Genomic DNA, 22,133 nt, shown 5'->3' with positions numbered 1-22,133 from the left:
CTTTTTTACTGATTGTTAAAAGATATGCAAAATAACAAAAAGAGAAGACAATAAAAATCATTAGGAGCAGTTGTTCTTTCATAAAAAAACTAAAATTGGGCATGACTGATTGTTATAATCGAATCGTTAACAAAAAAAACAACCTAATTATGCCCAGCCCCATGTTAACAAATAATCAATGGATAAATCGACAAAAACACCTACTCAAAACCGGGCAAGTTTACAATAAATTCGAACACTGAATAACATTTGATGGTATTGCTTTTCGAATACGAACAGGTTATCCATGGTGTGATATACCCAAAGATCTTGGATTTTTTAATCGTTGTTTAGTAACTGATGGTGCAAAGCATAAAAGCAAAGTGACAATTGATTTTATTGATTATTTACCAAATTGCTAACACATTATTGCAAATAAAGGTTATGACAGTGAAGCGTTGCGAGATAAAAATGTTAAGTCTGTTATTTCTCGCAATAAAATAGCAAAACAAGGAATGTGGATTTTATCAAAATATAAATTTTTCTTAAATTTATTACTATATAACATAAGGTTACAATAAACTATTTTCTTCCCCAGCTTATTTATTGCTGTCATTGCTGTTTACAATTACTTAACCAAATAATAGACTAGTAAATAGTTCTCAACGGGGTGCCTTGGTGGGCTGAGAATATTAAATCACTTAATATAACCCGTCGAACCTGAACTGGATCATGCCAGCGGAGGGATTTGAGTTATCGTGTCTACTCAAACCTTTTGTCTTTTTATTAATATTAGGGGGCAAAATGTTTTATTTCAAATTTTTATTATCGTTATTATTTACAATCTTAATATTTGTCAATTCAGCTAATGCAAAACCGACCTTAACGGTTTACAGTTATAGTTCGTTCTTATCACAGTGGGGGCCAGGAGAACAAATCAAACAAGGTTTTGAAGCGCAATGTGATTGTCAAGTCGATATTGTCTCTATTGGTGATGGTGTTTCAATTTTAAATCGTATTCGCCTTGAGGGTGAAAAAACCAGTGCTGATGTGATTTTAGGCTTGGATAATAATTTGCTTGAACAAGCAAAACAAGCCAATATAGTCACTCCACATCATATAACTAAGCTGGATAATGTAAATACAGACTGGTGGGATAGTGATTTTATACCATATGATTTTGGCTATTTTGCTTTTATCTATAATAAAAACAAAATTGAAAATCCGCCAAACAGTTTACATGAATTGGTCGAAAATAAACCAAATTGGAAGATTGTTTATCAAGATCCAAGAACCAGTACTCCTGGATTAGGTTTGCTGTTTTGGGTAAAAAAAGTTTATGCTGATGATGCTGCTTCAGCCTGGGAAAAAATTGCCAAACATACGGTAACTGTTACTAAAAACTGGAGCGAAGCTTATAATTTGTTTTTAAAAGGGGAAGCGGACTTTGTTTTAAGCTATAGTACTTCGCCTGTTGCTCATATTATGAATGATAACGACCACAAGTATCAAGCGGCAATATTTAAAGAAGGTCATTATCGTCAAGTTGAAATTGCGGGTATTATTAAATATAGCCAACAACAAGAATTGGCACGGCGTTTTTTACGTTATCTGCTAACACCTGAAATTCAACGTCAATTTGCTGAGAAAAATGTGATGTATCCAATTGTAAAAACTTCGTTACCAGACGCGTATCAGCAAATTAACGTTGTGAATAAAGCCTTAGAGTTTGATGCGATACAAACAGACAAAAATCAAAAAGCGTGGGTACGCGAATGGCAATCGGCTATTAGTAAATAGATTAATTTGATTTGATGTTAAAATTTAGAGCATTAATCCCAGGTATCAGTATTGCTAGTATAATTTTAGTTATACTCGGTACCGCCTTATTCGTACTTTGTAGTTTTGCAATTCGTACTGGTGATTTGAATGTTTATTTTGATAGTTACTTATTACATTTAGTTTGGGTAACGGTTTTTCAAGCGGCTTTATCTACTTTGTTAGCAATTATTTTTGCAATTTTATTGGCTAAAGCGCTTTCATTGGTTACCTTTAAGGGTAAAGCACTGTTGTTACGTTTTATGCCAATTACCTTTATTTTACCAACATTGGTTGTGGTAACGGGTATACTATCTGTCTATGGTCAACAAGGACTTATTGCACAAATTTTGCATTATGTTGGTTTGCCGTTTTCAATGTCAATATATGGTTTACATGGTATTTTACTGGCTCATGTTTTTTTGAATTTTCCTTATGCATGTAGTTTGTTTTATCAAACATTAGCTAGTATTCCTGTCGAGCAAAAACAACTCGCTGCTCAGTTAAATTTTTCCAATTTTAGTTATTTTAAATTAATTGAATGGCCACAACTTCTTCGCCAATTGTTCCCTATAGCTAGCTTGATTTTTATGTTGTGTTTTTCGAGTTTTGCCATAGTATTAGCTCTAGGCGGCGGGCCCAAATATACCACAATTGAAGTTGCCATTTACCAATCAATTCGTAATTTTGAATTAATGCAAGCTGTAGTACTATCAGGTTTGCAATTAATGTGTTGTTTGAGCTTTATGTGGTTAATGCAAAAAATTAGTCGCATAAAAAAAGTCAATATGCAATTTGCTGGAGCAGATTATAAACTGCCCGTATCTTGTAAATTACGTTGGCTAAGTTCGGTCATTATTGTAATTGGTGGATTATTTATTTTTACCCCCATTGTAACCATATTAATAGAAGGGATTAATGCTCTTCATTTATTCTTATTTAATACGGCTTTAAAACGAGCTATAAACTATTCAATTGTTATCGCTTTCGCCTCAGCAATTACCTCTATAATATTTGCTGGTTTATTGCTTTGGACCAATAGCCGATTACTCATTATGCAACAAATTAAATGGAGTAATCGCTTAATGCTAGTAGGAAGCTTAATTTTAGCCATTCCCAGCATGGTTTTGGGTGCAGGATTATTTTTATTGTTATTTGACTATATGAATAATGTTGTATTTGTTTGTTTATTGATGATACTTTGTAATAGTTTAATGGCATTACCGTACGTATTGAAAAAACTAGCTATTCCCATGTATGATGTTACCTCGCGTTATTGGCTGCTCAGTCAATCGTTAAACATTACTGGTTATAAGCATCTTTATTTGATTGAATATAAGGCACTAAAACCAGTTTTAGCCAAGAGTTTTGCATTTGCATTTATTTTATCACTGGGTGATTTCGGTATTATCGCGCTTTTTGGTGGGCGTGCAGTGACCACGTTACCGTATTATTTATATGAGCAAATATCGCATTACCATTATCAACAAGGAATGGTAACTGCTTCAATTTTGTTAGTCTTATCATTTAGTTTTATGGTTGTGCTAGATTATGATCGCACTTGAACAAATTCATTATCAATATGATAATTTTAGGTTGTATTTTGATATTAATATTCTTGCCAAGGAAAAAGTCGTTATTATTGGACCAAGTGGTGCAGGTAAAAGTACCTTATTAAGTTTAATTGCCGGATTTATATCGCCGCAATCTGGTCAGATTATTCTTAATTATCAAAATGTCACTAACTTACTGCCAGCAAAACGACCGGTTTCGATGCTTTTTCAAGATAATAACTTATTTAGCCACTTTACTGTTGAGCAAAATATTGCTTTAGGGATCAAACCTTCTTTAAAAATTAATCCTACTGAACAAAATATTATAACGAATATACTTGCTAAAGTTGGTCTTAATGACTTTGCCAAACGTTATCCCGATCAACTATCTGGTGGGCAACGTCAACGAGTGGCATTAGCTCGCTGTTTGATTCAACAACGTCCAATTTTATTATTAGATGAACCTTTTTCATCGCTCGACCAGGCATTACGTTTTGAAATGCTAGAATTAGTGAATGAAATCTGTGATGAGTTTGCTTTGACTTTAATGATGGTATCGCACTATTTAGATGATTCATTGAAGTATTTTTCACGTTGTTTGGTGGTTAATCAAGGCAATATTATTTTTAACGCTGCCCCCGAACAATTGAAACAACCAGAAAATCAGTCTGTTGCTAAATTATTAGGCCTTAATTAATGTTTAAAAAGTTTCAATATTAACACTATAGTAAGCGATAAAATTATAGAGGAGAGGTAATATCTATAATTTTGATAAAGCCGTTAATCGGTTAGCACAAGGTTCATTTAAATGGCAACAAATGTTAGCCATAAAACCTAATGTCTTTAAAGATATATTCCCATTCTTGGTTGCCGATGTGGTTTTTTACACCATCCCAAATCAGTTAAATCATTGCAACATTTTGATTAATAGCAATACAAAAAAGAGTTAATTAATACCTACATTATATATCGATATTGCTTATGTTAATTTATTTTTTATCATTGTTCGATACATCAATTTATTTAACAAATTTAATTAGTCAACGCTTAAGGTTTTATTAATTTATACAGACTATTCTATCAACAATTTATGATTATGGTTGATAGGTAATTATGCAAAAGTTAAAAGAAAACCAAATATTTAGTTGGTCTGCACTAATCTTTGTTATTTTATTTTTTGCTTATTTTTCCTGTGCTTTACAGCTATTTATTTTTCTTTCTGGTCATTCTAATATTAATGGTTTACGCGATGCATTTATTTATAGTTTGATCTGGTTAATTCCAGTTCTGATGTTCCCAAATTATACTCGGAAAATAACTGCTTTTTGGGGGATCATTATTGGTGGGTTATCATTGGTTTCTGTCGGTTATTTTGTGATTTATCAACAAGAGTTTTCACAGAGTGTTTTTTTTGTCATGGCTGAATCCAATTTTAATGAATCTCACGAATTTATTCAGCAATATTTGAGTATTAAGTTAGTTGTCGTGCTTTGTCTTTATATTTTGCTAGCAATAATTCTCTGGAAGCAAGTAAGGCCTGTATATGTAAAAAGCACTACCAAATGGATTATATCTATATTAATTATCATTTATGCTTTGATGCCGATGGTTATAAGTTTGACGGTAAAAAAGGCTTCTTTTGAAAAAGCGGGTTCTCATTTATTATCGCGGATGGAAACCACCGTTCCTTGGCAATTAATAAATAATTTTCTTGCTTATCGATCCCAATTGTCGAATATGGAAGCTATTTTAGCTAATTATGAGATATTGCCACCGTTGAAAAATTTAAGTGATGCCAATGGTAATATGCCAAGAACTTTGGTATTGGTTATTGGCGAATCCACCACTCGTAATAGAATGGGTATATATGGTTACCAGCGTAATACTACGCCGCAAATTGAACAGTTCAAAAAAGATAACCCTAATTTATTGGTATTTAATGATGTGGTGTCATCCAGACCTTATACTATCGAAATTTTACAACAAGCATTAACTTTTGCTGATGAATTACATCCTGATTTATATACCAAAACGCCATCATTAATTCATCTTATGCGGCAAGCTGGTTATAAAACATTTTGGATCACCAATCAGCAAACCATGACAGAACGTAATACCATGTTGACTATGTTTTCTAAGCAGGCCGATGAACAGTATTATATGAATAATAATCGTAACCAGAATTCAAGGAGCTACGATGAATCTGTTTTCGTACCATTTAAAACCGTATTAACCGATTCGGCTGACAAGAAATTTATTATTATTCACTTACTTGGTACGCATATGAAATATGAATATCGTTATCCTAAAAATAGTGTCTATGATCAGTTTAAAGATAATACAGGCGTTTTATTTAATCTTGAAAATGATCTATTAACACGTTATAACAATTATGATAATGCGATAAGTTATAATGATTATGTGATAGCAACACTGTTTAATCTATTTAAAGATAGTAAAAATAATGGTTTTATCCTTTATTTTTCTGATCATGGCGAGGATGTCTATGAAACGCCGCCTCATGATGTGCTAGGTCGCAATGAAAAAGCACCAACTAGAACGATGTACACAGTGCCATTTATACTTTGGCAATCACCACAATGGGAACAAACTCATCCTAATCACTATCAAAACTACGTTGCTCGTAAATATAGTACCCAAGATTTAATTCATACATGGTCAGATCTAGCTGGGTTAACCTATGAACGCTATCAACCAGAAAAGAGTATCGTCAATCCTAATTTTAAACAAACCACTCGATGGATTGGTGATCCATATGATAAAAATGGTTTAATTGATTATGATAAACTACCCAACTGAGTAGTTACAATGTTTGCATAGGCATTTAAGCTGTGATATTGTATATTTATACAGTTATTTTTTAAATGCAACGAAATTAGGTTATGCGAAAAATTATTCATGTTGATATGGATTGTTTTTATGCCGCAGTTGAAATGCGGGATAATCCCCGTTATCGTAATTTGCCTATAGCGGTCGGGGGCGATCCTCGCAAACGTGGGGTCGTTGCTACTGCAAATTATTTAGCTCGTCAATATGGTGTACATAGCGCGATGTCTATGTCACAAGCACTAAAATTATGCCCGAATCTTAAGGTTATCCCAGGTCGACATGCTGTTTATAAAGAAGTCTCCAACCAAATCCACCAAATATTTCATCGCTATACTCAAGCGATTGAGGCTTTATCGTTGGATGAGGCTTATTTAGATGTAACCGAGTGCCAACTCTGTCATGGGTCAGCAACTCTGATAGCTCAAGATATTCGTCAAGCAATTTTCAAAGAACTTGGTTTAACGGCATCAGCAGGAGTTGCGCCGTTAAAATTTTTAGCCAAAATCGCATCGGATATGAATAAGCCTAATGGTCAATATGTAATTAGGCCAGAACAAGTGAGTTCGTTTATAGAGCAATTACCGCTTAATAAAATCCCTGGGGTAGGTAAGGTTACTGAAAAAAAGCTAGCTGAGTTAGGTTTATATCAGTGCCAAGATGTGGTGAAGTACGATCTTGCAAAATTGCTAAATCAATTTGGAAAATTTGGACGGATTTTGTATGAACGTTGTCAAGGCATTGATGAACGTGAAGTATGTAATGACCGCCAACGTAAATCGGTAGGGGTTGAACGTACCTTAATTGACGATATCTACAGTTGGGAAGAATGTTTAACGCAGTTAGATCCACTTTTTGATGAACTGGAAAAACGATTAAGTAAAGTTCGTGCCGATTTGTCAATTGCTAGGCAAGGAGTAAAATTTAAATTTGATGATTTTCAGTTAACTACGCAAGAACACGTTTGGTCAAAATTAGATAAAGCGGATTTGATTGAACAGGCCTTTAAAGTTTGGCATGAAAGACGCAATGATCGTGGTGTTAGACTAATTGGATTTCATGTTACCTTAATTGATCCACAATTAGATAAGCAGTTAATCTTCAAGTTTTAATCACGGGGATATTAAAATTTGATATCCCCATAATTTTAGCTCTTTGGTTATAAATAGTTATTTTAAATTCGCACCATTGGTACTAATTACCTGTTTATACCATGCAAATGAATCCTTTTTATAACGTTTCATGCTACCATTACCTTCATTATCACGGTCAACATAAATTACACCATAACGTTTTTTCATTTCACCGGTGGTAAATGACACCACATCAATAATGCCCCAAGCAGTATAGCCAATGACAGCAACACCATCATAATTCATGGCGGTTAACATTGCTTTAATGTGCGCACCAAGGTATTCGATGCGTGGTTTGTCATGAATTTGATTGCCATTTTCTAACTGGTCAATAGCACCAAAGCCATTTTCAACGATAAACAATGGTAATTGATAACGATCATATAAGCGATTTAGAACGTAGCGTAAACCTTCTGGGTCAATTGGCCATCCCCAATCACTACTTTTAATATATGGATTTTCAACTGCATTTGGTAAAGCACCATTGACAATATTATCGCGATTGTCATTTTTAACATCCGCTTTAACTACGGTTGACATATAATAACTAAAACCGATATAGTCAACTGTACCTTGTTTTAAACAAGCCAAATCCTCTTTTGTTATATCTAATTTATAACCTTCCCGTTCAAATTCTTTTAACGCATAAGCCGGATAATAGCCACGCACATGCACATCTGGAAAGAAGAAGCGTTGATGCATAGCGATTTCAGCTGCCATCATATCATCAGGATTGCATGAATAAGGATAAATTGGTACATGTGACACCATACAACCAATTTGAAAATCTGGATTGATTTTTTTACCGGCAATGACCGCTTTAGCACTGGCTAAAAGTTCATAATGGGCAACTTGATAAAGTACTTCTTGCGGATTTTCGCCTGGATTAACTTTAACGCCAGAATTAGTCCAAAAGAAGATAGGATTACTCGTATCCATTTGATTATTAATTTCATTAAACGTCATCCAATATTTTACTTTGTTTTTATAACGTTCAAAACAAGTTATAGCAAATCGTTCAAAAAATTCAACTGTTTTACGATTACGAAAGCCACCATATTCGCGAGCTAGGTGTAATGGTATTTCAAAATGTGACAAAGTAATTACCGGTTCTATACCATGCGCAATTAATTCATCAAAAACGGCATCATAAAAACGTAAACCTTCTTCGTTGGGTTCTAATTCATCACCTTTAGGATAAATACGTGTCCAAGCAATTGAAGTACGTAGACATTTCAAGCCCAATTCAGCAAATAGTTTGATATCTTCTTTATAATTATGATAAAAATCAATTGCAGTATGATTAGGATAAAATTTATCGGCTTCAATATTTTGGGTTATTTGTCTGGGTACGCCATGCGCGCCTGCTGTCATGACATCAACAACGCTTGGCCCTTTGCCACCTTCGTTCCAACCGCCTTCAAATTGATGGGCAGCTAAAGCACCGCCCCATAAAAATGGTTTTTGTTGCATATAATTATCCTTGTTATTACTCAATTTTAAATATGATATCATTTGGTGTAACTTGTGATTTATTAGTTACGGTAATTTGTTGATACTGATCAGTATTAACAATAATAATTGGCGTGATTAATGGGTAACCCGCTTGTTTAATCGCCTCAGCATCGAAACTAATGAGTAAATCACCTTTTTTCACTTTTTGATGTAATTGTATGTGATAACTAAATTCATTATTGGTTAGATTTACTGTATCAATACCAACATGAATTAACAGTTCTACACCATTGTCTAACGTTAAACCAATAGCATGTTTTGAACTTTCAAAAACAGCAGTAACTTCTGCATCAAAAGGTGCATAAACATGATTATCAGTTGGTTCAATGGCAATGCCTTCACCCATTAATTTTTGTGCAAAAGCTGGATCAGGAACTTCACTAAGCGGTAAAGCAGTGCCTGTCATTGGGCTAGTGATATCAACCTCCTCAAGTAAGATTTTTGGTGTATCATCTTCAACTTTAACTGTATTTTGTTTTTGTTCACCAGTACCTAATATTTGAATCAATACAACTGGACCTAAAAGTGCAATTGCAGAACCAACAGCTACCCCAATAAACGAACCTGGGTGATCTGAGTTTATGGCATTGATAATGGTAAGCGGGCCAGGTAAAGCTGCATAAGCGTAATAATAAGGAGAGAAGAAGCCAGCAACAATCCCACCGATAGCAGCACAAACACATCCATAAATAAATGGTTTTTTAAAGCGTAAATTCACACCATAAATTGCAGGTTCAGTAATACCAAATAGCCCAGTAACAAAAGCAGATAATGAAACTCCTTTCATTTCTTGAGTTTTGGTTTTTAAATAAAATCCTAAAGCTGCACCCACTTGACCTATGACGGCAATAGTTTGGAATGCTTGGAATGAATCGTGACCAAATTGCTTAAAGTTCTCAACAATAACTGGTGTAATCCCCCAGTGAACGCCAAATATTACAAAAACTTGCCAAACCGCACCAATAATAGCACCAGCGAAAGAAGGCGCTAAATTAACAACCCAGTTATAACCGTTAGCAATATAATGAGCACCATTAGCTGTTAATGGACCAACAACTAATAGTGTTAAAGGTACCATAATAACCAAGCTAAATAGTGGTAATAGCAGAGGTTTAATAATGCTATGTAACCGTGGCTCTAAAAATCGTTCTAAATAAGACAGTAACCAAACCAAAAATAAAGGTGGGAGCACTGTTGAAGTGTAAGTTGTTTCAGATAATGCTAGCCCAAATAAATTAATTTCTTGTCCAGATTTAATTAATGCAGCTAACTCAGCCCAAGTTGGTGATAGCAGGGCGGCACAACAAGCAACAGCAATATATATGTTACAACGGAAATGCTGGGAAGCTGTTATGGCAATAAAAATCGGTAAAAATGCAAATGGTGCCCAAGAAATAAAGTCAAATACTTGACAAGTACCTGTCTTAGCAAAGGCGGGGAAAGCTAATTTAATTAAAATTAAAATACCTTGTAAAATCCCTGAAGCTGCTAAAATATAAACAAATGGGGCAAAAACTGCTGACATAGTAGCAATAATTCGATTTAAAACACTCGCATGATCATTTGTTGCTACTTTACTTTCAGTATTAATTAATTGGATGAATGCGTTGTAAACTTTATCTACATTAGTGCCGATAACGATCTGGATTTGGCCACCTTTTTCAACAACAGTAATTACTCCCGGAAATTTGGCAATGTTCTCTTTAGCCTGATCAGGTGTGTTTTGTGTAACTATACGTAATCGTGTGGTACAGCGAGCAACAGTTACAATATTGCTATCACCTCCTAATTCATTCAAAATATCAACTGCCAATTTATTATAGTCTCTAATTGTTGACGACATCGATTTTAACTCCTTAAATAATTAAGATAGCTTATCTTAACGCTAAATTAAAAATTGTTAATTACCAATTATATTGTTTGTGATCTAGATCTAACTTTTGAATCGTTTTGTTTTTAACTTAAAATTTCCTATATACAATATATGTTAGTTAAATACAGAATCATTACAGAAAAACCGATGCTTAAATACGAAGATGTAGCAGAAAAAATAAAACAAATGATCTATCAACAAAGTATGCCTAAAGGTACACAGTTGCCTAATATTGAAGGGTTGATAAATCAGTATCAAGTGAGCCGTACAACTATTATAAAAGCACTAAATCGTCTTGAACGGCATGGTGTTATTTATCAAGTACAAGGTAGTGGAATTTTTGTGCGCCAGCCTAAAAAGGTAAGTTATCTTAATTTTTTGGAAAGCCATGGATTTAGTGTCGATTTAAATGATTTGCCTGGTTCATCACAAGTATTTAATGTTGATCTCATGCAACCAAACGTAAAAGTTAAAGAGAATTTGCAATGTGATGATAATGAGCAAGTTTATTATATTAAACGGTTACGCTATGCTGATGGCAAAGTATATGGTTTTGAGCAGTCATATTATCGCAAAAAGCTAGTTTCATATTTAAACAAGGAAATTGCTGAAAACTCTATTTTTAGCTATGTACAAGAAGTGTGTAAAATTAATATTGGTTTTTCAGATAAATATTTTAAAGCTATAAAGCTCGATGCGGAAATAGCACCATATCTAGGTCTACAAGCAGGAGATCCGGCACTATGCGTTGAAGAAATTTTTTATACCACGTCTGGTGAGCCCTTCGATTTTTCACAAATTGTTTATCATTATGAAAATGCCAAATTTTATGTTCAGAGTCATTCGAAGTAAGTTAGCACAATGAATCATAGACAAAAAGCGCCTTTAAAGCGCTTTTTTATTTTTATAGTAGTAATAACTTAGTTTTACTTTATTCCATATTGTGCTCGGTAAGCCTCAACTTGACCTATTTGGTCTTTGCGGGAGTTATCTTGGTAGAGGTATTGAATTAAATCATCTAAGGTGATAATTGATATTACCTCACAATGATAAGTTTGTTTGATCTCTTGGATGGCAGATAACTCGCCACGACCTTTTTCCTGACGATCTAAACAAATTAACACACCCGCTAGCTTGGATTGATTATCTTGTAAAATGCGCATGGATTCACGAATAGCGGTACCAGCAGTAATAACATCATCGACCAGCATAACGCGTTGTTCATGGATCGAACTGCCAACTAAATTGCCACCCTCACCATGATCCTTGGCTTCTTTACGATTAAAACAATAAGGCACATCGACATTGTAGTGTTCAGAGAGTGCTACCACAGTGGATGACACAATAGGAATACCTTTATAAGCAGGGCCGAAAATCACATCATATTGTAAATTGGCATCCATTAATGCCGCAGCATAAAAACGACCTAATGAAGCTAAATCTTTGCCAGTATTGAATAATCCAGCATTAAAAAAGTAGGGACTTTTACGCCCTGACTTTAAGGTGAATTCACCAAATTTTAATGCTTGCCTATTTAAAGCAAATTCAATAAATTCACTTTTGTATGATTTCATCGACTTTCTCCAATTAATCGTTTAAGGCTTGTTTTTGAGCTTCAATAATAGTCGTTATTCCATTTTTTGCTAATTCTAATAGTTTTAATAGTTCATCGTGGCTAAATGGTTCCCCTTCAGCAGTGCCTTGCACTTCTATAATTCGACCATCATCAGTCATGACAACATTCATATCGGTTTCGGCGTTAGAATCTTCAATATATTCCAAATCACAAACGGCTTCACCCTCAACAATACCAACTGATACTGCTGCAACTAAAGATTTAATTGGGTTTTGTTTAATTTGACCATTGGCTAACATTTTATTGATAGCATCATTAAGGGCAACGCAAGCTCCGGTAATAGATGCCGTGCGAGTACCGCCATCGGCTTGAATGACATCACAATCAAGAGTGATAGTAAATTCACCAAGTAATTTCAAATCAATCATGGCGCGTAGTGAGCGGGCTATGAGTCGTTGAATTTCCATTGTGCGGCCTGTTTGTTTACCTTTGGCTGCTTCACGCTGGGTTCTAGAATTAGTGGCGCGTGGCAACATTCCATATTCAGCTGTCACCCAACCTTGATTTTGACCTTTTAAAAAACGCGGGACACTTTCATCCACCGTTGCATTACAAAGTACCTTGGTTTCACCAAATTCAACTAATACAGAGCCTTCTGCATGCTTAGTATAATTACGAGTTATTTTGATAGGGCGGATTTGCTCCGCAGAACGACCAGATGGGCGCATGCATTTCTCCAACAGTTTCAATTTAACAATATGTTTTGAGCTAATCATTTAGGAGGACATCAATAAGATCGTGTTGATGTTTAGCCTAAGCTAAGAGCGCATTATACAGAATTTGTGATACAATGCCCAGCAAGTTTTTATAATTTTAGGATGCTATTATGATTTCCAGCATGACCGCCTATGCAAGAAAAGAGTTAAATCAACCATGGGGAACTGCCTCTTGGGAACTTCGTTCAGTTAACCAACGTTACTTAGAAACATATATACGTTTGCCTGAGCAATTCCGCTCCCTTGAACCCATTATTCGTGAGCGACTACGTAATCGCTTAACTCGCGGCAAAATTGAATGTAATTTACGTTTTGAATTAGATCCAGCAGCTCAACATCAACAGTTATCATTAAATATAGAGCTAGCACAACAAGTATTAAATGCTGCTGACTGGATTCGAACTGAATATCAAGCGGGTGAAATCAACCCTATAGATGTGCTGCGTTGGCCGGGAGTCATGTCTGCCAAAGAACAAAATCTAGATAGCATTTCGCAAGAGATCTTAGCTCTACTTGAAACCACGATAGATGAATTTATTGTGGTACGTGAACGTGAAGGTCAAGCGCTGAGTGATTTAATTGTCCAGCGTTTAGAAGGAATTACCGAAGAAGTTACAAAAATACGTAATTCGATGCCACAAATTCTTGAATGGCAAAAAGAACGACTCAAAGGTAAATTAGCAGAAGCCGATATTGAACTGGATAATTCTCGTTTTGAGCAAGAAATTGTCATAGTGGCACAGCGCCTTGATGTAGCAGAAGAACTTGATCGCCTAATGACTCACGTTAAAGAAACCTATTCAATATTGAAAAAAAATGAAGCTGTAGGGCGCCGACTTGATTTTATGATGCAAGAATTCAATCGCGAATCTAATACCATTGCTTCCAAATCGATTAACGCCGATGTAACAGCCAGTGCGATTGAACTCAAAGTGTTAATCGAACAAATTCGAGAGCAAGTCCAAAATATAGAGTAGTGATGCAACCCATACCAAGAATTTTAGGTGTACTTGCGGTAATATTAGCATCTATCTTATGGGGTACTACTGGCACTGCAGCTACATTTGCTCCATCACTTTCACCTTTACTCGTTGGGGCGGTTGCCATGGGTATTGGTGGAATCTTGCAATGTTTATTGGCTTTTACCCAAATAGTTGCACAACGCCATTTATTAATCAAATATTATAACCTTCTAATTTTAGGCGCAGTGGCGGTAGCCATTTATCCGTTAGCTTTCTACACTTCAATGCGTTGGTCTGGTGTCACTATTGGTACGGTGGTTTCTATTGGCTCAGCACCAATACTATCTGTGATAATAGAATATTTCAATCGTGATTTTCGCTTAACTAAACAGTGGCTAATTGGAGCAATTTTAGGTTTATTAGGCATACTGTTATTGTCATTTTCCGATAATAATACGGAATATCTTGTCTATGAACATCTCATAATGGGTATATTTTTAGGTATTGTTGCAGGATTAACTTACGCTTTATATTCTTGGTCTGCTCGCCAATTGATGTTAAAAGGTATTTCGACCAAATCCGCTATGGGCGCAACTTTTGGTTGTGGTGGTTTATTGTTAATGCCAATTATAATGGTGATGGGAGCGTCATTATTTGATTCATTTACTCATCTAGCTGTTGCTGCCTATATGGCCACCATCCCCATGTTTCTTGGTTACCTATGTTATGGTTTTGGCCTAGCAAACATCCCTGCCAGTACAGCTACCGCCATTACACTTTTAGAACCCGTCATTGCTACTATTTTAGCCATACTTATTGTAGGTGAATCATTATCATTAATTGGTTGGTTAGGTATTTTATTGATTATTATTTGTCTGATTTTTATCACTATGCCAAAAAAACAACAATGAATAATTTGAAGTGCTTTACCATTTTTCCAAAATAGCAATCTTCTTTTTTCAAAAGGTAACTATGTTATTAAGGCAATTAAAAGTCATGTTTTGATATTATTGTTTAGATATTAATTAAACAAAGTGATATCAAAATTAAAATAACCAGTATTTATAGCAGTGAAAAACTATTTTACCCTCTACTAATTTCTTAACCACTTTTTATCATCAACAAACAATACGATTAATTTTGTATTTAGCTTTTTGCATAAAAAATAATCTTTTTGTAATATTTTGATAACAATACTAATAATAAACATACTACTATTGATTATCGATAGTAGTAATATTTTATTCATGAGCCAATACTAAAAATTAGAGGGATTTTATAAATATCAAAAACTATTAATTATTATTTTCAATAAAACAAAATGTTATGTTTTAATATAGTTATTATTGATAATAATCCAAATTATATTAAAACCGAAAGGGATTAAGAAAAAGCGATACAACCAAACGATGAAAATGCTCAATATTATATCGGGAAGATGTTTGAAAATAAAAGGGGGGAATTTCATAAAGCATTACTGATGCAAACCAATGGGATCAGTAAACTTGTAAAAATGGACTTAAGTATGAAATTTGGGATTGAACAAATTTTAATAATCTGGTTAGTAAAATGTTAACAACAAGTGCTATATTCCTTAAAACGTCATTAATATTATGATCAAGCTATCAAAACATAAATGAGCATATAAAATAGGAATAGTTACCTAACTAAACAGCGATTTAAGACTATTTTGAGGAATAATTAATTTAAAAAGAAACGCTAGGAAAATTTTAAAATGAAAAAATTATTTGCAAAACTCTTAGCATTTTTGTTTATAGCTAATTCGAGTAGTGCTAAAGAAATAGGAAATATGGATTTTAATGAGCTTTATAAATTAGCAATTGAGCAAAATGATGCAAGAGCTCAATGTGATTTGGGAATGATGTATTTTGAAGGTAATGGAGTAGAACAAGATTACATTAAAGCTAAACAGTGGTTTGAAAAATCGGCACAGCAAGGCGATGCTTATGCTCGATTTAGGTTGGGCGTTATATATGAGGATGGAACAGGTGTAGAGCAAGATTATACCAAAGCTAAGCAGTGGTATGAACAAGCGGCACAGCAGGGCGATGCTTCTGCTCAATTTAAATTAGGTGTTATGTTTTATAATGGCAAAGGAGTAGCACAAGATTATATTAAAGCTGCACAGTGGTATGAACAAGCTGCGAAGCAAGGTGAAGCAAAATCTCAATTTTATTTGGCACTAATGTATATAAATGGTAAAGGCGTAGCACAAGATTATATCAAAGCCGCGCAGTGGTATGAACAAGCGGCACAACAAGGGGTGGCAAATGCTCAAACTAACTTAGGTTTTATGTATTTTGAAGGTAAAGGCGTAGCACAAGATTATATTAAAGCGGCGCAGTGGTTTGAAAAAGGGGCGATGCAGGGCTATGCTAAATCCCAATACAATTTGGGGTTAATGTATTTCGAAGGTAAAGGTGTAGCACAAGATTATATTAAAGCGGCGCAGTGGTATGAAAAGGCAGCCGAACAAGGTCTAGAAAGTGCTCAAGCTAACTTAGGTTTTATGTATTATGATGGTAAAGGAGTAACGCGAGATTATATTAAAGCCGCGCAGTGGTATGAAAAAGCGGCGGTGCAAGGCATGGTTGAAGCCCAATATTGTTTGGGGGAAATGTATGATATTGGTGAGGGCGTAGAACAAAATTATACTAAAGCTGCACAATGGTATGAAAAAGCCGCCATGCAAGGCAATGCTTATGCTCAATTTAGATTGGGTGCAATGTATTTTGTAGGTAGTGGCGTAGAACAAGATTATATTAAAGCTATGCAGTGGTTTGAAAAATCGGCGCTGCAAGGCATTGCTGAAGCCCAATATAATTTGGCTGTAATGTATGAAGATGGATTAGGCGTAAAGCAAAATATGATTAATGCTAAACAATGGTATCATAAAGCTTATGAAAATGGATTTAAGCATTAAGTTTGTAATAGAACGATCTTCAATGATCTTGTAAGTAAAATGTTAACAGGGGCGCTTTAAGTCCTTTGAAATATCATTAACGCTAGGATAAAGCTATCAAAACTTGGATGGGCTGATAGGTAGGAATATTTACAAAATTAAGTAGCAATTTAAAACTACTTTAAAGAATAATTAATTTAAAAGGAAACTTAGGAAAATTTTAAAATGAAAAAATTATTTGTAACACGCTTGCCATTTTTATTTGTAGCTAATTCGAATAGCGCTAAGGCATTAGAAAATATGGATCTTAAGGAGCTTTATAAATTAGCAACCGAACAAAATAATCCAAAAGCTCAATTTTATCTAGCAACTATCTATGCAATGGGTAAAGAAGTCGGGCAAGATTTTAATAAAGCTAGAGAGTGGTATGAAAAAGCTGCCATACAAGGTGAGGCAGAAGCGCAATATAATTTAGGTTTAATGTATGATGATGGCGAAGGTGTAGAACAAGATTATGCTATTGCTAAACAATGGTATGAAAAAGCGGCAATTCAAGGCGATATTGATGCTCAATATAATTTAGGGGTAATGTATTCAAATGGCAATGGCGTAGAGCAAGATTATATTAAGGCCAAGCAATGGTTTGAAAAAGTGGCAAGCAAAGGTGATGCTGATGCCCAATTTAATTTAGGTATGTTTTATTATCAAGGTTATGGTGTTAAGCAAGATTATATTAAAGCTGCACAGTGGTATGAACAAGCCGCGAAGCAAGGTGAAGCAAAAGCGCAATATAATTTAGGCTTAATGTATGATGATGGAGAGGGTATAAAACAAGACTATGCTATGGCTAAACAATGGTATGAACAATCGGCACAGCAAGACAATGCTTCCGCTCAATTTAAATTAGGCGTTATGTATGAAAATGGAAAGGGTATAGCAAAAGATTATATTACAGCTGCGCAGTGGTATGAACAATCGGCACAGCAAGGTTATGCTTCTGCTCAATTTAGATTGGGGCTTATGTATGAGGATGGAACAGGAGTAAAACAAGATTACACTAAAGCTAAGCAGTGGTATGAACAAGCGGCGATGCAAGGCGATATTGATGCTCAATATAACTTAGGGGTAATGTATTTAAATGGTAATGGCGTAGAGCAAGATTATATTAAAGCCAAACAATGGTTTGAAAAAGTGGCAACACAAGGCGATGCTGATGCCCAATTTAATTTAGGTATGTTTTATTATCAAGGTTATGGTGTTGAGCAAGATTATGCTAAAGCCAAACAATGGTATGAACAGGCCGCCCTACAAAATTGCGCAACAGCGCAATTTGGTTTGGGATTATTGTATTACAAAGGTAAAGGTGTTGCACAAGATTATATTATAGCTCAAGCATGGTTTGAAAAAGCTGCCATACAAGGCAATGCAAAAGCCCAATACAATTTGGGAATGATGTATTTAAATGGTAATGGCGTAGAGCAAGATTATATTAAAGCGGTGCAGTGGCTTGAAAAAGTTGCCACACAAGGCGATGCAAAAGCCCAATATAATTTGGGGGTAATGTATGATGATGGCGAAGGCGTAAAACAAGATTATGCTATGGCTAAACAGTGGTATGAACAATCGGCACAACAAGGCTATGCTTCTGCCCAATTTAGATTGGGTGTTATGTATGAAGATGGAACAGGAGTAGAACAAGACTACACTAAAGCAATGCAGTGGTATGAGAAAGCGGCCATGCAAGATGATGCAATGGCTCAATACAATATGGGAGTAATGTATTACAAAGGAATAGGTGTAGAACAAGATTATATCAAAGCCAAACAATGGTTTGAAAAAGTGGCAACGCATGGCGATGCTGATGCTCAATTTAATTTAGGTATGTTTTATTATCAAGGTTATGGAGTTGAGCAAGATTATGCTAAAGCCAAACAGTGGTATGAACAGGCAGCAATTCAAGATTACGCAACAGCACAGTTTGGTTTGGGATTATTGTATTATAAAGGAAATGGCGTAGCGCAAGATTATATAGAAGCCAAACAGTGGTTTGAAAAAGCGGCGATGCAAGGTGATGCAAAAGCCCAATATAATTTGGCAGTAATGTATGATGATGGTGAGGGAGTAGAACAAAATTATACTAAAGCTAAGCAGTGGTATGAAAAATCGGCACAGCAAGACTATGCTTTAGCTCAACTAAACTTAGGCGTTATGTATGATAAAGGCAAAGGTATAAAACAAGATTATATCAAAGCTATAGAGTGGTATGAAAAAGCTGCCGAACTAGGTTTGTCAATTGCTCAAACTAACTTAGGTTTCATGTACTATGATGGTAATGGAGTGGAACAGAATTATACCAAAGCTAAGCAGTGGTATGAAATGGCTGCCGTGCAAGGAAATGCTGATGCTCAATATAATTTGGCAGTAATGTACTATGAAGGTATTGGAATAGAACAAAACTATATTAAAGCGAAGAAATGGTTTGAAAAAGTGGCAACGCAAGGCGATGCTGATGCTCAATTTAATTTAGGTATGTTTTATTATCATGGTTATGGAATAAAGCAAAATTATACTAAAGCCAAACAGTGGTATGAAAAAGCGGCACAACAAGGTTTGGCCAATGCTCAATGTTATTTAGGTATAATGTATGAAAAAGGTTATGGGGTAACGCAAGATTATACTAAAGCTAAACAGTGGTATGAACAAGCGGCGATGCAAGGTGAAGCAATTGCTCAATGCAATTTGGGAGTAATGTATGAAAAAGGTTATGGGGTAACGCAAGATTATACTAAAGCTAAACAGTGGTATGAACAAGCGGCGATGCAAGGTGAAGTAAATGCACAATATAATTTGGCTTTACTTTATTATCACGGTTATGGTGTAGCGCAAGATTATATTAAAGCGGCGCAGTGGTATGAACAAGCGGCAATGCAATCGGATACATCTGCTCAGTACAATTTAGCGGTAATGTATTTAGATGGTAATGGTATTACACAAGATTATATTAAAGCTAAAGAGTGGTTTGAAAAAGCTGCCATGCAGGGAAATGCCGATGCCCAATATAATTTGGGAATAATATATTTAAATGGTTATGGTGTAGCGCAAGATTATATTAAAGCTAAAGAGTGGTTTGAACAAGCCGCCACGCAAGGAAATGCCGATGCTCAATATAATTTAGGGGTAATGTATAATAATGGAGAGGGTATAAAACAAGATTATGCTATTGCTAAACAGTGGTATGAAAAAGCTGCCATACAAGGTGAAGCAAATGCGCAATATAATTTGGGACTGATGTATGCGCAAGGTTATGGTGTAACACAAGATTACGTTAAAGCTAAACAGTGGTTTGAACAAGCCGCCATGCAAGATTTGGCAAATGCGCAATATAATTTGGGAATAATGTATGAACATGGATTAGGGATAGAACAAAATATGATAAATGCCGAACAATGGTATCAGAAAGCTGTTGAAAATGGACTTGAACTGGAAGATTATGATTAATCTTCCCCCTTTCCCCCGACTTTATAATTAAGTTGTTATAGGTAGGCTAAATATTCTAACTGACAGATTGGATGTAGGACTATTTTAGTAGAATAGTTGATATAAAAGGAAATTTAGGATGATTTTTAACATGAAAAAGTTACTTTCAATATTCTTATCATCTTTATTTGGAGTTAGTTCAAATGGCTCTAAACTAATAGAAAATATGAATTTCAATGAGATTTATAAACTAGCAACAGAACGAAATAATGCAAAAGCTCAACTATATCTAGGTGTTTTTTATGAAAAGGGTAATGAAGTTGAACAAGATTATATTAAAGCAGCGCAATGGTATGAAAAATCAGCACTACAAAATAATCCAATAGCACAATTGGCGTTAGCAATGTTGTATGACAATGGTAATGGCGTTAAGCAAGATTACATTAAAGCTAAGCAGTGGTATGAAAAAGCCGCCAGGCAAGGAAATGCTAATGCCCAATATAATTTGGGAGTAATGTATGACAATGGTAATGGCGTTGAGCAAGATTATATTAAAGCTAAAAAGTGGATTGAAAAAGCCGCTAGGCAAGGCATGGCAATTGCTCAAGTTATTTTAGGTGACATGTATTATCAAGGTAAAGGGGTCAAACTAAATTATGCTAAAGCCAAAAAATGGTATGAAAAAGCCATCCTTCAAGGATCAGCAAGTGCTCAAAATAGCTTAGGCGTAATGTCTAGTCAGGGTAATGGAGTTGAACAAGATTATATCAAGGCTAAGCAATGGTATGAAAAAGCCGCTAAGCAAGGCGATGCTTGTGGTCAATATAACTTAGGTGCTATGTATGAACATGGTAATGGAATTGAACAAGATTATATTAAAGCTAAGTACTGGTATGAAAAAACGGTAGAGCAAGGTGAAGCCGCAGCTATGTATAAGTTAGGGTTATTGTATTTTGATGGAAATGGTGTAACGCAAGATTTTATTAAAGCTAAACAGTGGTTTGAAAAAGCGGCTATGCTAGGTTCTGCTATTGCTCAATTTAATTTGGGTGTTATGTATGAACATGGTAATGGAGTCGAACAAGATTATATCAAAGCTAAGTACTGGTATGAAAAAACGGTAGAGCAAGGTGAAGCCGCAGCTATGTATAAGTTAGGGTTATTGTATTTTGATGGAAATGGTGTAACGCAAGATTTTATTAAAGCTAAACAGTGGTTTGAAAAAGCGGCGATACTAGGTTTTGCAGATGCTCAAGCTATTTTAGGTAACATGTATTATATAGGCGAGGGAGTAGAGCAGAATTACCTTAAAGCCAAGCAATGGTTTGAAAAAGCGGCGATGCAAGGTTATGCAGATGTTCAAACTATTTTAGGTAACATGTATTATGTAGGCGAGGGAGTAAAGCAGAATTACATTAAAGCCAAGGAATGGATTGAAAAAGCGGCGAAGCAAGGTGAAGTCGTTGCTATATATAATTTAGGGTTATTGTATTTTGAAGGAAATGGTACAGCGCAAGATTACACTAAAGCTAAAGAGTGCTTTGAAAAAGCAGCTATGCTAGGTTATGCAAAAGCTCAATATAATTTGGGGCTCATGTATGAACATGGGTTAGGCGTAGAGCAAAATATGATTATTGCCCAAAATTTTTATCAACAAGCTAGTGAAAATGGTTATCAGCGTAAAGTTGGTATTTGAACAAA

At 35.0% G+C, this 22,133-nt stretch carries 15 protein-coding genes and 1 riboswitch; of the genes, 11 read left to right on the top strand and 4 right to left on the bottom strand.

Annotated elements, in window-relative coordinates; translation table 11 throughout:
* The first annotated feature begins 635 nt into the window (after nt 1-635).
* A riboswitch (TPP riboswitch) is annotated at nt 636-744 on the top strand.
* 39 nt (nt 745-783) lie between these two features.
* The 5 genes from thiB to dinB all read left to right on the top strand — a co-directional run bounded on the left by thiB (nt 784) and on the right by dinB (nt 7,309).
* The gene (gene thiB, locus Q0K76_RS08145; protein WP_294614109.1) at nt 784-1,779 is read left to right on the top strand and encodes a thiamine ABC transporter substrate binding subunit; all 996 of its coding nucleotides are present in this window, start codon (nt 784-786) and stop codon (nt 1,777-1,779) included.
* A gap of 14 nt (nt 1,780-1,793) precedes the next feature.
* Nucleotides 1,794-3,362 (top strand): thiamine/thiamine pyrophosphate ABC transporter permease, encoded by a 1,569-nt coding sequence (thiP, locus tag Q0K76_RS08140; RefSeq protein ID WP_294614106.1) that lies wholly within the window; start codon nt 1,794-1,796, stop codon nt 3,360-3,362.
* The gene (gene thiQ, locus Q0K76_RS08135; protein ID WP_294614103.1) at nt 3,349-4,047 is read left to right on the top strand and encodes a thiamine ABC transporter ATP-binding protein ThiQ; all 699 of its coding nucleotides are present in this window, start codon (nt 3,349-3,351) and stop codon (nt 4,045-4,047) included. Before thiP ends, thiQ begins: the two co-directional genes overlap by 14 nt.
* 416 nt (nt 4,048-4,463) lie before the next feature.
* Nucleotides 4,464-6,170 carry a phosphoethanolamine transferase CptA gene (gene cptA, locus Q0K76_RS08130; RefSeq protein WP_294614100.1) on the top strand — a complete coding sequence of 569 codons (1,707 nt, stop codon included), beginning with the start codon at nt 4,464-4,466 and terminating at the stop codon, nt 6,168-6,170.
* Between the two features lie 83 nt (nt 6,171-6,253).
* Nucleotides 6,254-7,309 carry a DNA polymerase IV gene (gene dinB, locus Q0K76_RS08125; protein ID WP_294614096.1) on the top strand — a complete coding sequence of 352 codons (1,056 nt, stop codon included), beginning with the start codon at nt 6,254-6,256 and terminating at the stop codon, nt 7,307-7,309.
* A gap of 57 nt (nt 7,310-7,366) precedes the next feature.
* Here the strand turns inward: dinB and Q0K76_RS08120 are convergent, their stop codons facing one another.
* The gene (locus tag Q0K76_RS08120) at nt 7,367-8,803 is read right to left on the bottom strand and encodes a 6-phospho-beta-glucosidase (RefSeq protein ID WP_294614093.1); all 1,437 of its coding nucleotides are present in this window, start codon (nt 8,801-8,803) and stop codon (nt 7,367-7,369) included.
* 16 nt (nt 8,804-8,819) lie between these two features.
* Nucleotides 8,820-10,688: a glucose PTS transporter subunit IIA gene (locus tag Q0K76_RS08115; RefSeq protein ID WP_294614090.1), complete on the bottom strand. Its 1,869-nt coding sequence runs from the start codon at nt 10,686-10,688 to the stop codon at nt 8,820-8,822.
* Between the two features lie 177 nt (nt 10,689-10,865).
* Here Q0K76_RS08115 and Q0K76_RS08110 point away from each other — a divergent pair, with 177 nt between their 5' ends.
* The gene (locus Q0K76_RS08110) at nt 10,866-11,570 is read left to right on the top strand and encodes a GntR family transcriptional regulator (RefSeq protein ID WP_294614086.1); all 705 of its coding nucleotides are present in this window, start codon (nt 10,866-10,868) and stop codon (nt 11,568-11,570) included.
* A 74-nt stretch (nt 11,571-11,644) separates the two neighbouring features.
* On the opposite strand, the gene pyrE is transcribed toward Q0K76_RS08110, so the two are convergent.
* Both pyrE and rph read right to left on the bottom strand, forming a co-directional pair.
* On the bottom strand, nt 11,645-12,292 hold the full coding sequence (pyrE, locus tag Q0K76_RS08105) for an orotate phosphoribosyltransferase (RefSeq protein WP_294614083.1): 648 nt from the start codon (nt 12,290-12,292) through the stop codon (nt 11,645-11,647).
* A 13-nt stretch (nt 12,293-12,305) separates the two neighbouring features.
* On the bottom strand, nt 12,306-13,022 hold the full coding sequence (gene rph / locus Q0K76_RS08100; protein ID WP_294614080.1) for a ribonuclease PH: 717 nt from the start codon (nt 13,020-13,022) through the stop codon (nt 12,306-12,308).
* Nucleotides 13,023-13,180: 158 nt separating this feature from the next.
* On the opposite strand from rph, the gene Q0K76_RS08095 reads away from it, so the two are divergent.
* The 5 genes from Q0K76_RS08095 (at nt 13,181) to Q0K76_RS08075 (ending at nt 22,128) form a co-directional block, all read left to right on the top strand.
* Entirely contained in the window at nt 13,181-14,047 is an 867-nt protein-coding gene (locus tag Q0K76_RS08095; RefSeq protein ID WP_294614077.1) for a YicC/YloC family endoribonuclease, read from the top strand.
* A 2-nt stretch (nt 14,048-14,049) separates the two neighbouring features.
* Nucleotides 14,050-14,943, top strand: coding sequence for an EamA family transporter (locus Q0K76_RS08090; protein ID WP_294614074.1), 894 nt, complete (start codon nt 14,050-14,052; stop codon nt 14,941-14,943).
* Nucleotides 14,944-15,767: 824 nt separating this feature from the next.
* Entirely contained in the window at nt 15,768-16,976 is a 1,209-nt protein-coding gene (locus tag Q0K76_RS08085; protein ID WP_294614071.1) for a sel1 repeat family protein, read from the top strand.
* Nucleotides 16,977-17,180: 204 nt separating this feature from the next.
* On the top strand, nt 17,181-20,453 hold the full coding sequence (locus tag Q0K76_RS08080; RefSeq protein WP_294614069.1) for an SEL1-like repeat protein: 3,273 nt from the start codon (nt 17,181-17,183) through the stop codon (nt 20,451-20,453).
* A 130-nt stretch (nt 20,454-20,583) separates the two neighbouring features.
* Nucleotides 20,584-22,128, top strand: a complete 1,545-nt coding sequence (locus Q0K76_RS08075; RefSeq protein WP_294614067.1) for a tetratricopeptide repeat protein — start codon at nt 20,584-20,586, stop codon at nt 22,126-22,128.
* The last annotated feature ends 5 nt before the right edge of the window (nt 22,129-22,133 follow it).

This window comes from uncultured Gilliamella sp. (assembly GCA_945271295.1).
In the GTDB taxonomy this organism is placed as follows: domain Bacteria; phylum Pseudomonadota; class Gammaproteobacteria; order Enterobacterales; family Orbaceae; genus Gilliamella.
This window is presented reverse-complemented; position numbering and strand designations above follow the sequence as displayed.

Bases quoted from the DNA above. Each gene is read 5' to 3' on its own strand.
- thiB (WP_294614109.1), top strand. From the start codon at position 784: ATGTTTTATTTCAAATTTTTATTATCGTTATTATTTACAATCTTAATA.
- thiP (WP_294614106.1), top strand. From the start codon at position 1,794: ATGTTAAAATTTAGAGCATTAATCCCAGGTATCAGTATTGCTAGTATA.
- thiQ (WP_294614103.1), top strand. From the start codon at position 3,349: ATGATCGCACTTGAACAAATTCATTATCAATATGATAATTTTAGGTTG.
- cptA (WP_294614100.1), top strand. From the start codon at position 4,464: ATGCAAAAGTTAAAAGAAAACCAAATATTTAGTTGGTCTGCACTAATC.
- dinB (WP_294614096.1), top strand. From the start codon at position 6,254: ATGCGAAAAATTATTCATGTTGATATGGATTGTTTTTATGCCGCAGTT.
- Q0K76_RS08120 (WP_294614093.1), bottom strand. From the start codon at position 8,803: ATGCAACAAAAACCATTTTTATGGGGCGGTGCTTTAGCTGCCCATCAA.
- Q0K76_RS08115 (WP_294614090.1), bottom strand. From the start codon at position 10,688: ATGTCGTCAACAATTAGAGACTATAATAAATTGGCAGTTGATATTTTG.
- Q0K76_RS08110 (WP_294614086.1), top strand. From the start codon at position 10,866: ATGCTTAAATACGAAGATGTAGCAGAAAAAATAAAACAAATGATCTAT.
- pyrE (WP_294614083.1), bottom strand. From the start codon at position 12,292: ATGAAATCATACAAAAGTGAATTTATTGAATTTGCTTTAAATAGGCAA.
- rph (WP_294614080.1), bottom strand. From the start codon at position 13,022: ATGCGCCCATCTGGTCGTTCTGCGGAGCAAATCCGCCCTATCAAAATA.
- Q0K76_RS08095 (WP_294614077.1), top strand. From the start codon at position 13,181: ATGATTTCCAGCATGACCGCCTATGCAAGAAAAGAGTTAAATCAACCA.
- Q0K76_RS08090 (WP_294614074.1), top strand. From the start codon at position 14,050: ATGCAACCCATACCAAGAATTTTAGGTGTACTTGCGGTAATATTAGCA.
- Q0K76_RS08085 (WP_294614071.1), top strand. From the start codon at position 15,768: ATGAAAAAATTATTTGCAAAACTCTTAGCATTTTTGTTTATAGCTAAT.
- Q0K76_RS08080 (WP_294614069.1), top strand. From the start codon at position 17,181: ATGAAAAAATTATTTGTAACACGCTTGCCATTTTTATTTGTAGCTAAT.
- Q0K76_RS08075 (WP_294614067.1), top strand. From the start codon at position 20,584: ATGAAAAAGTTACTTTCAATATTCTTATCATCTTTATTTGGAGTTAGT.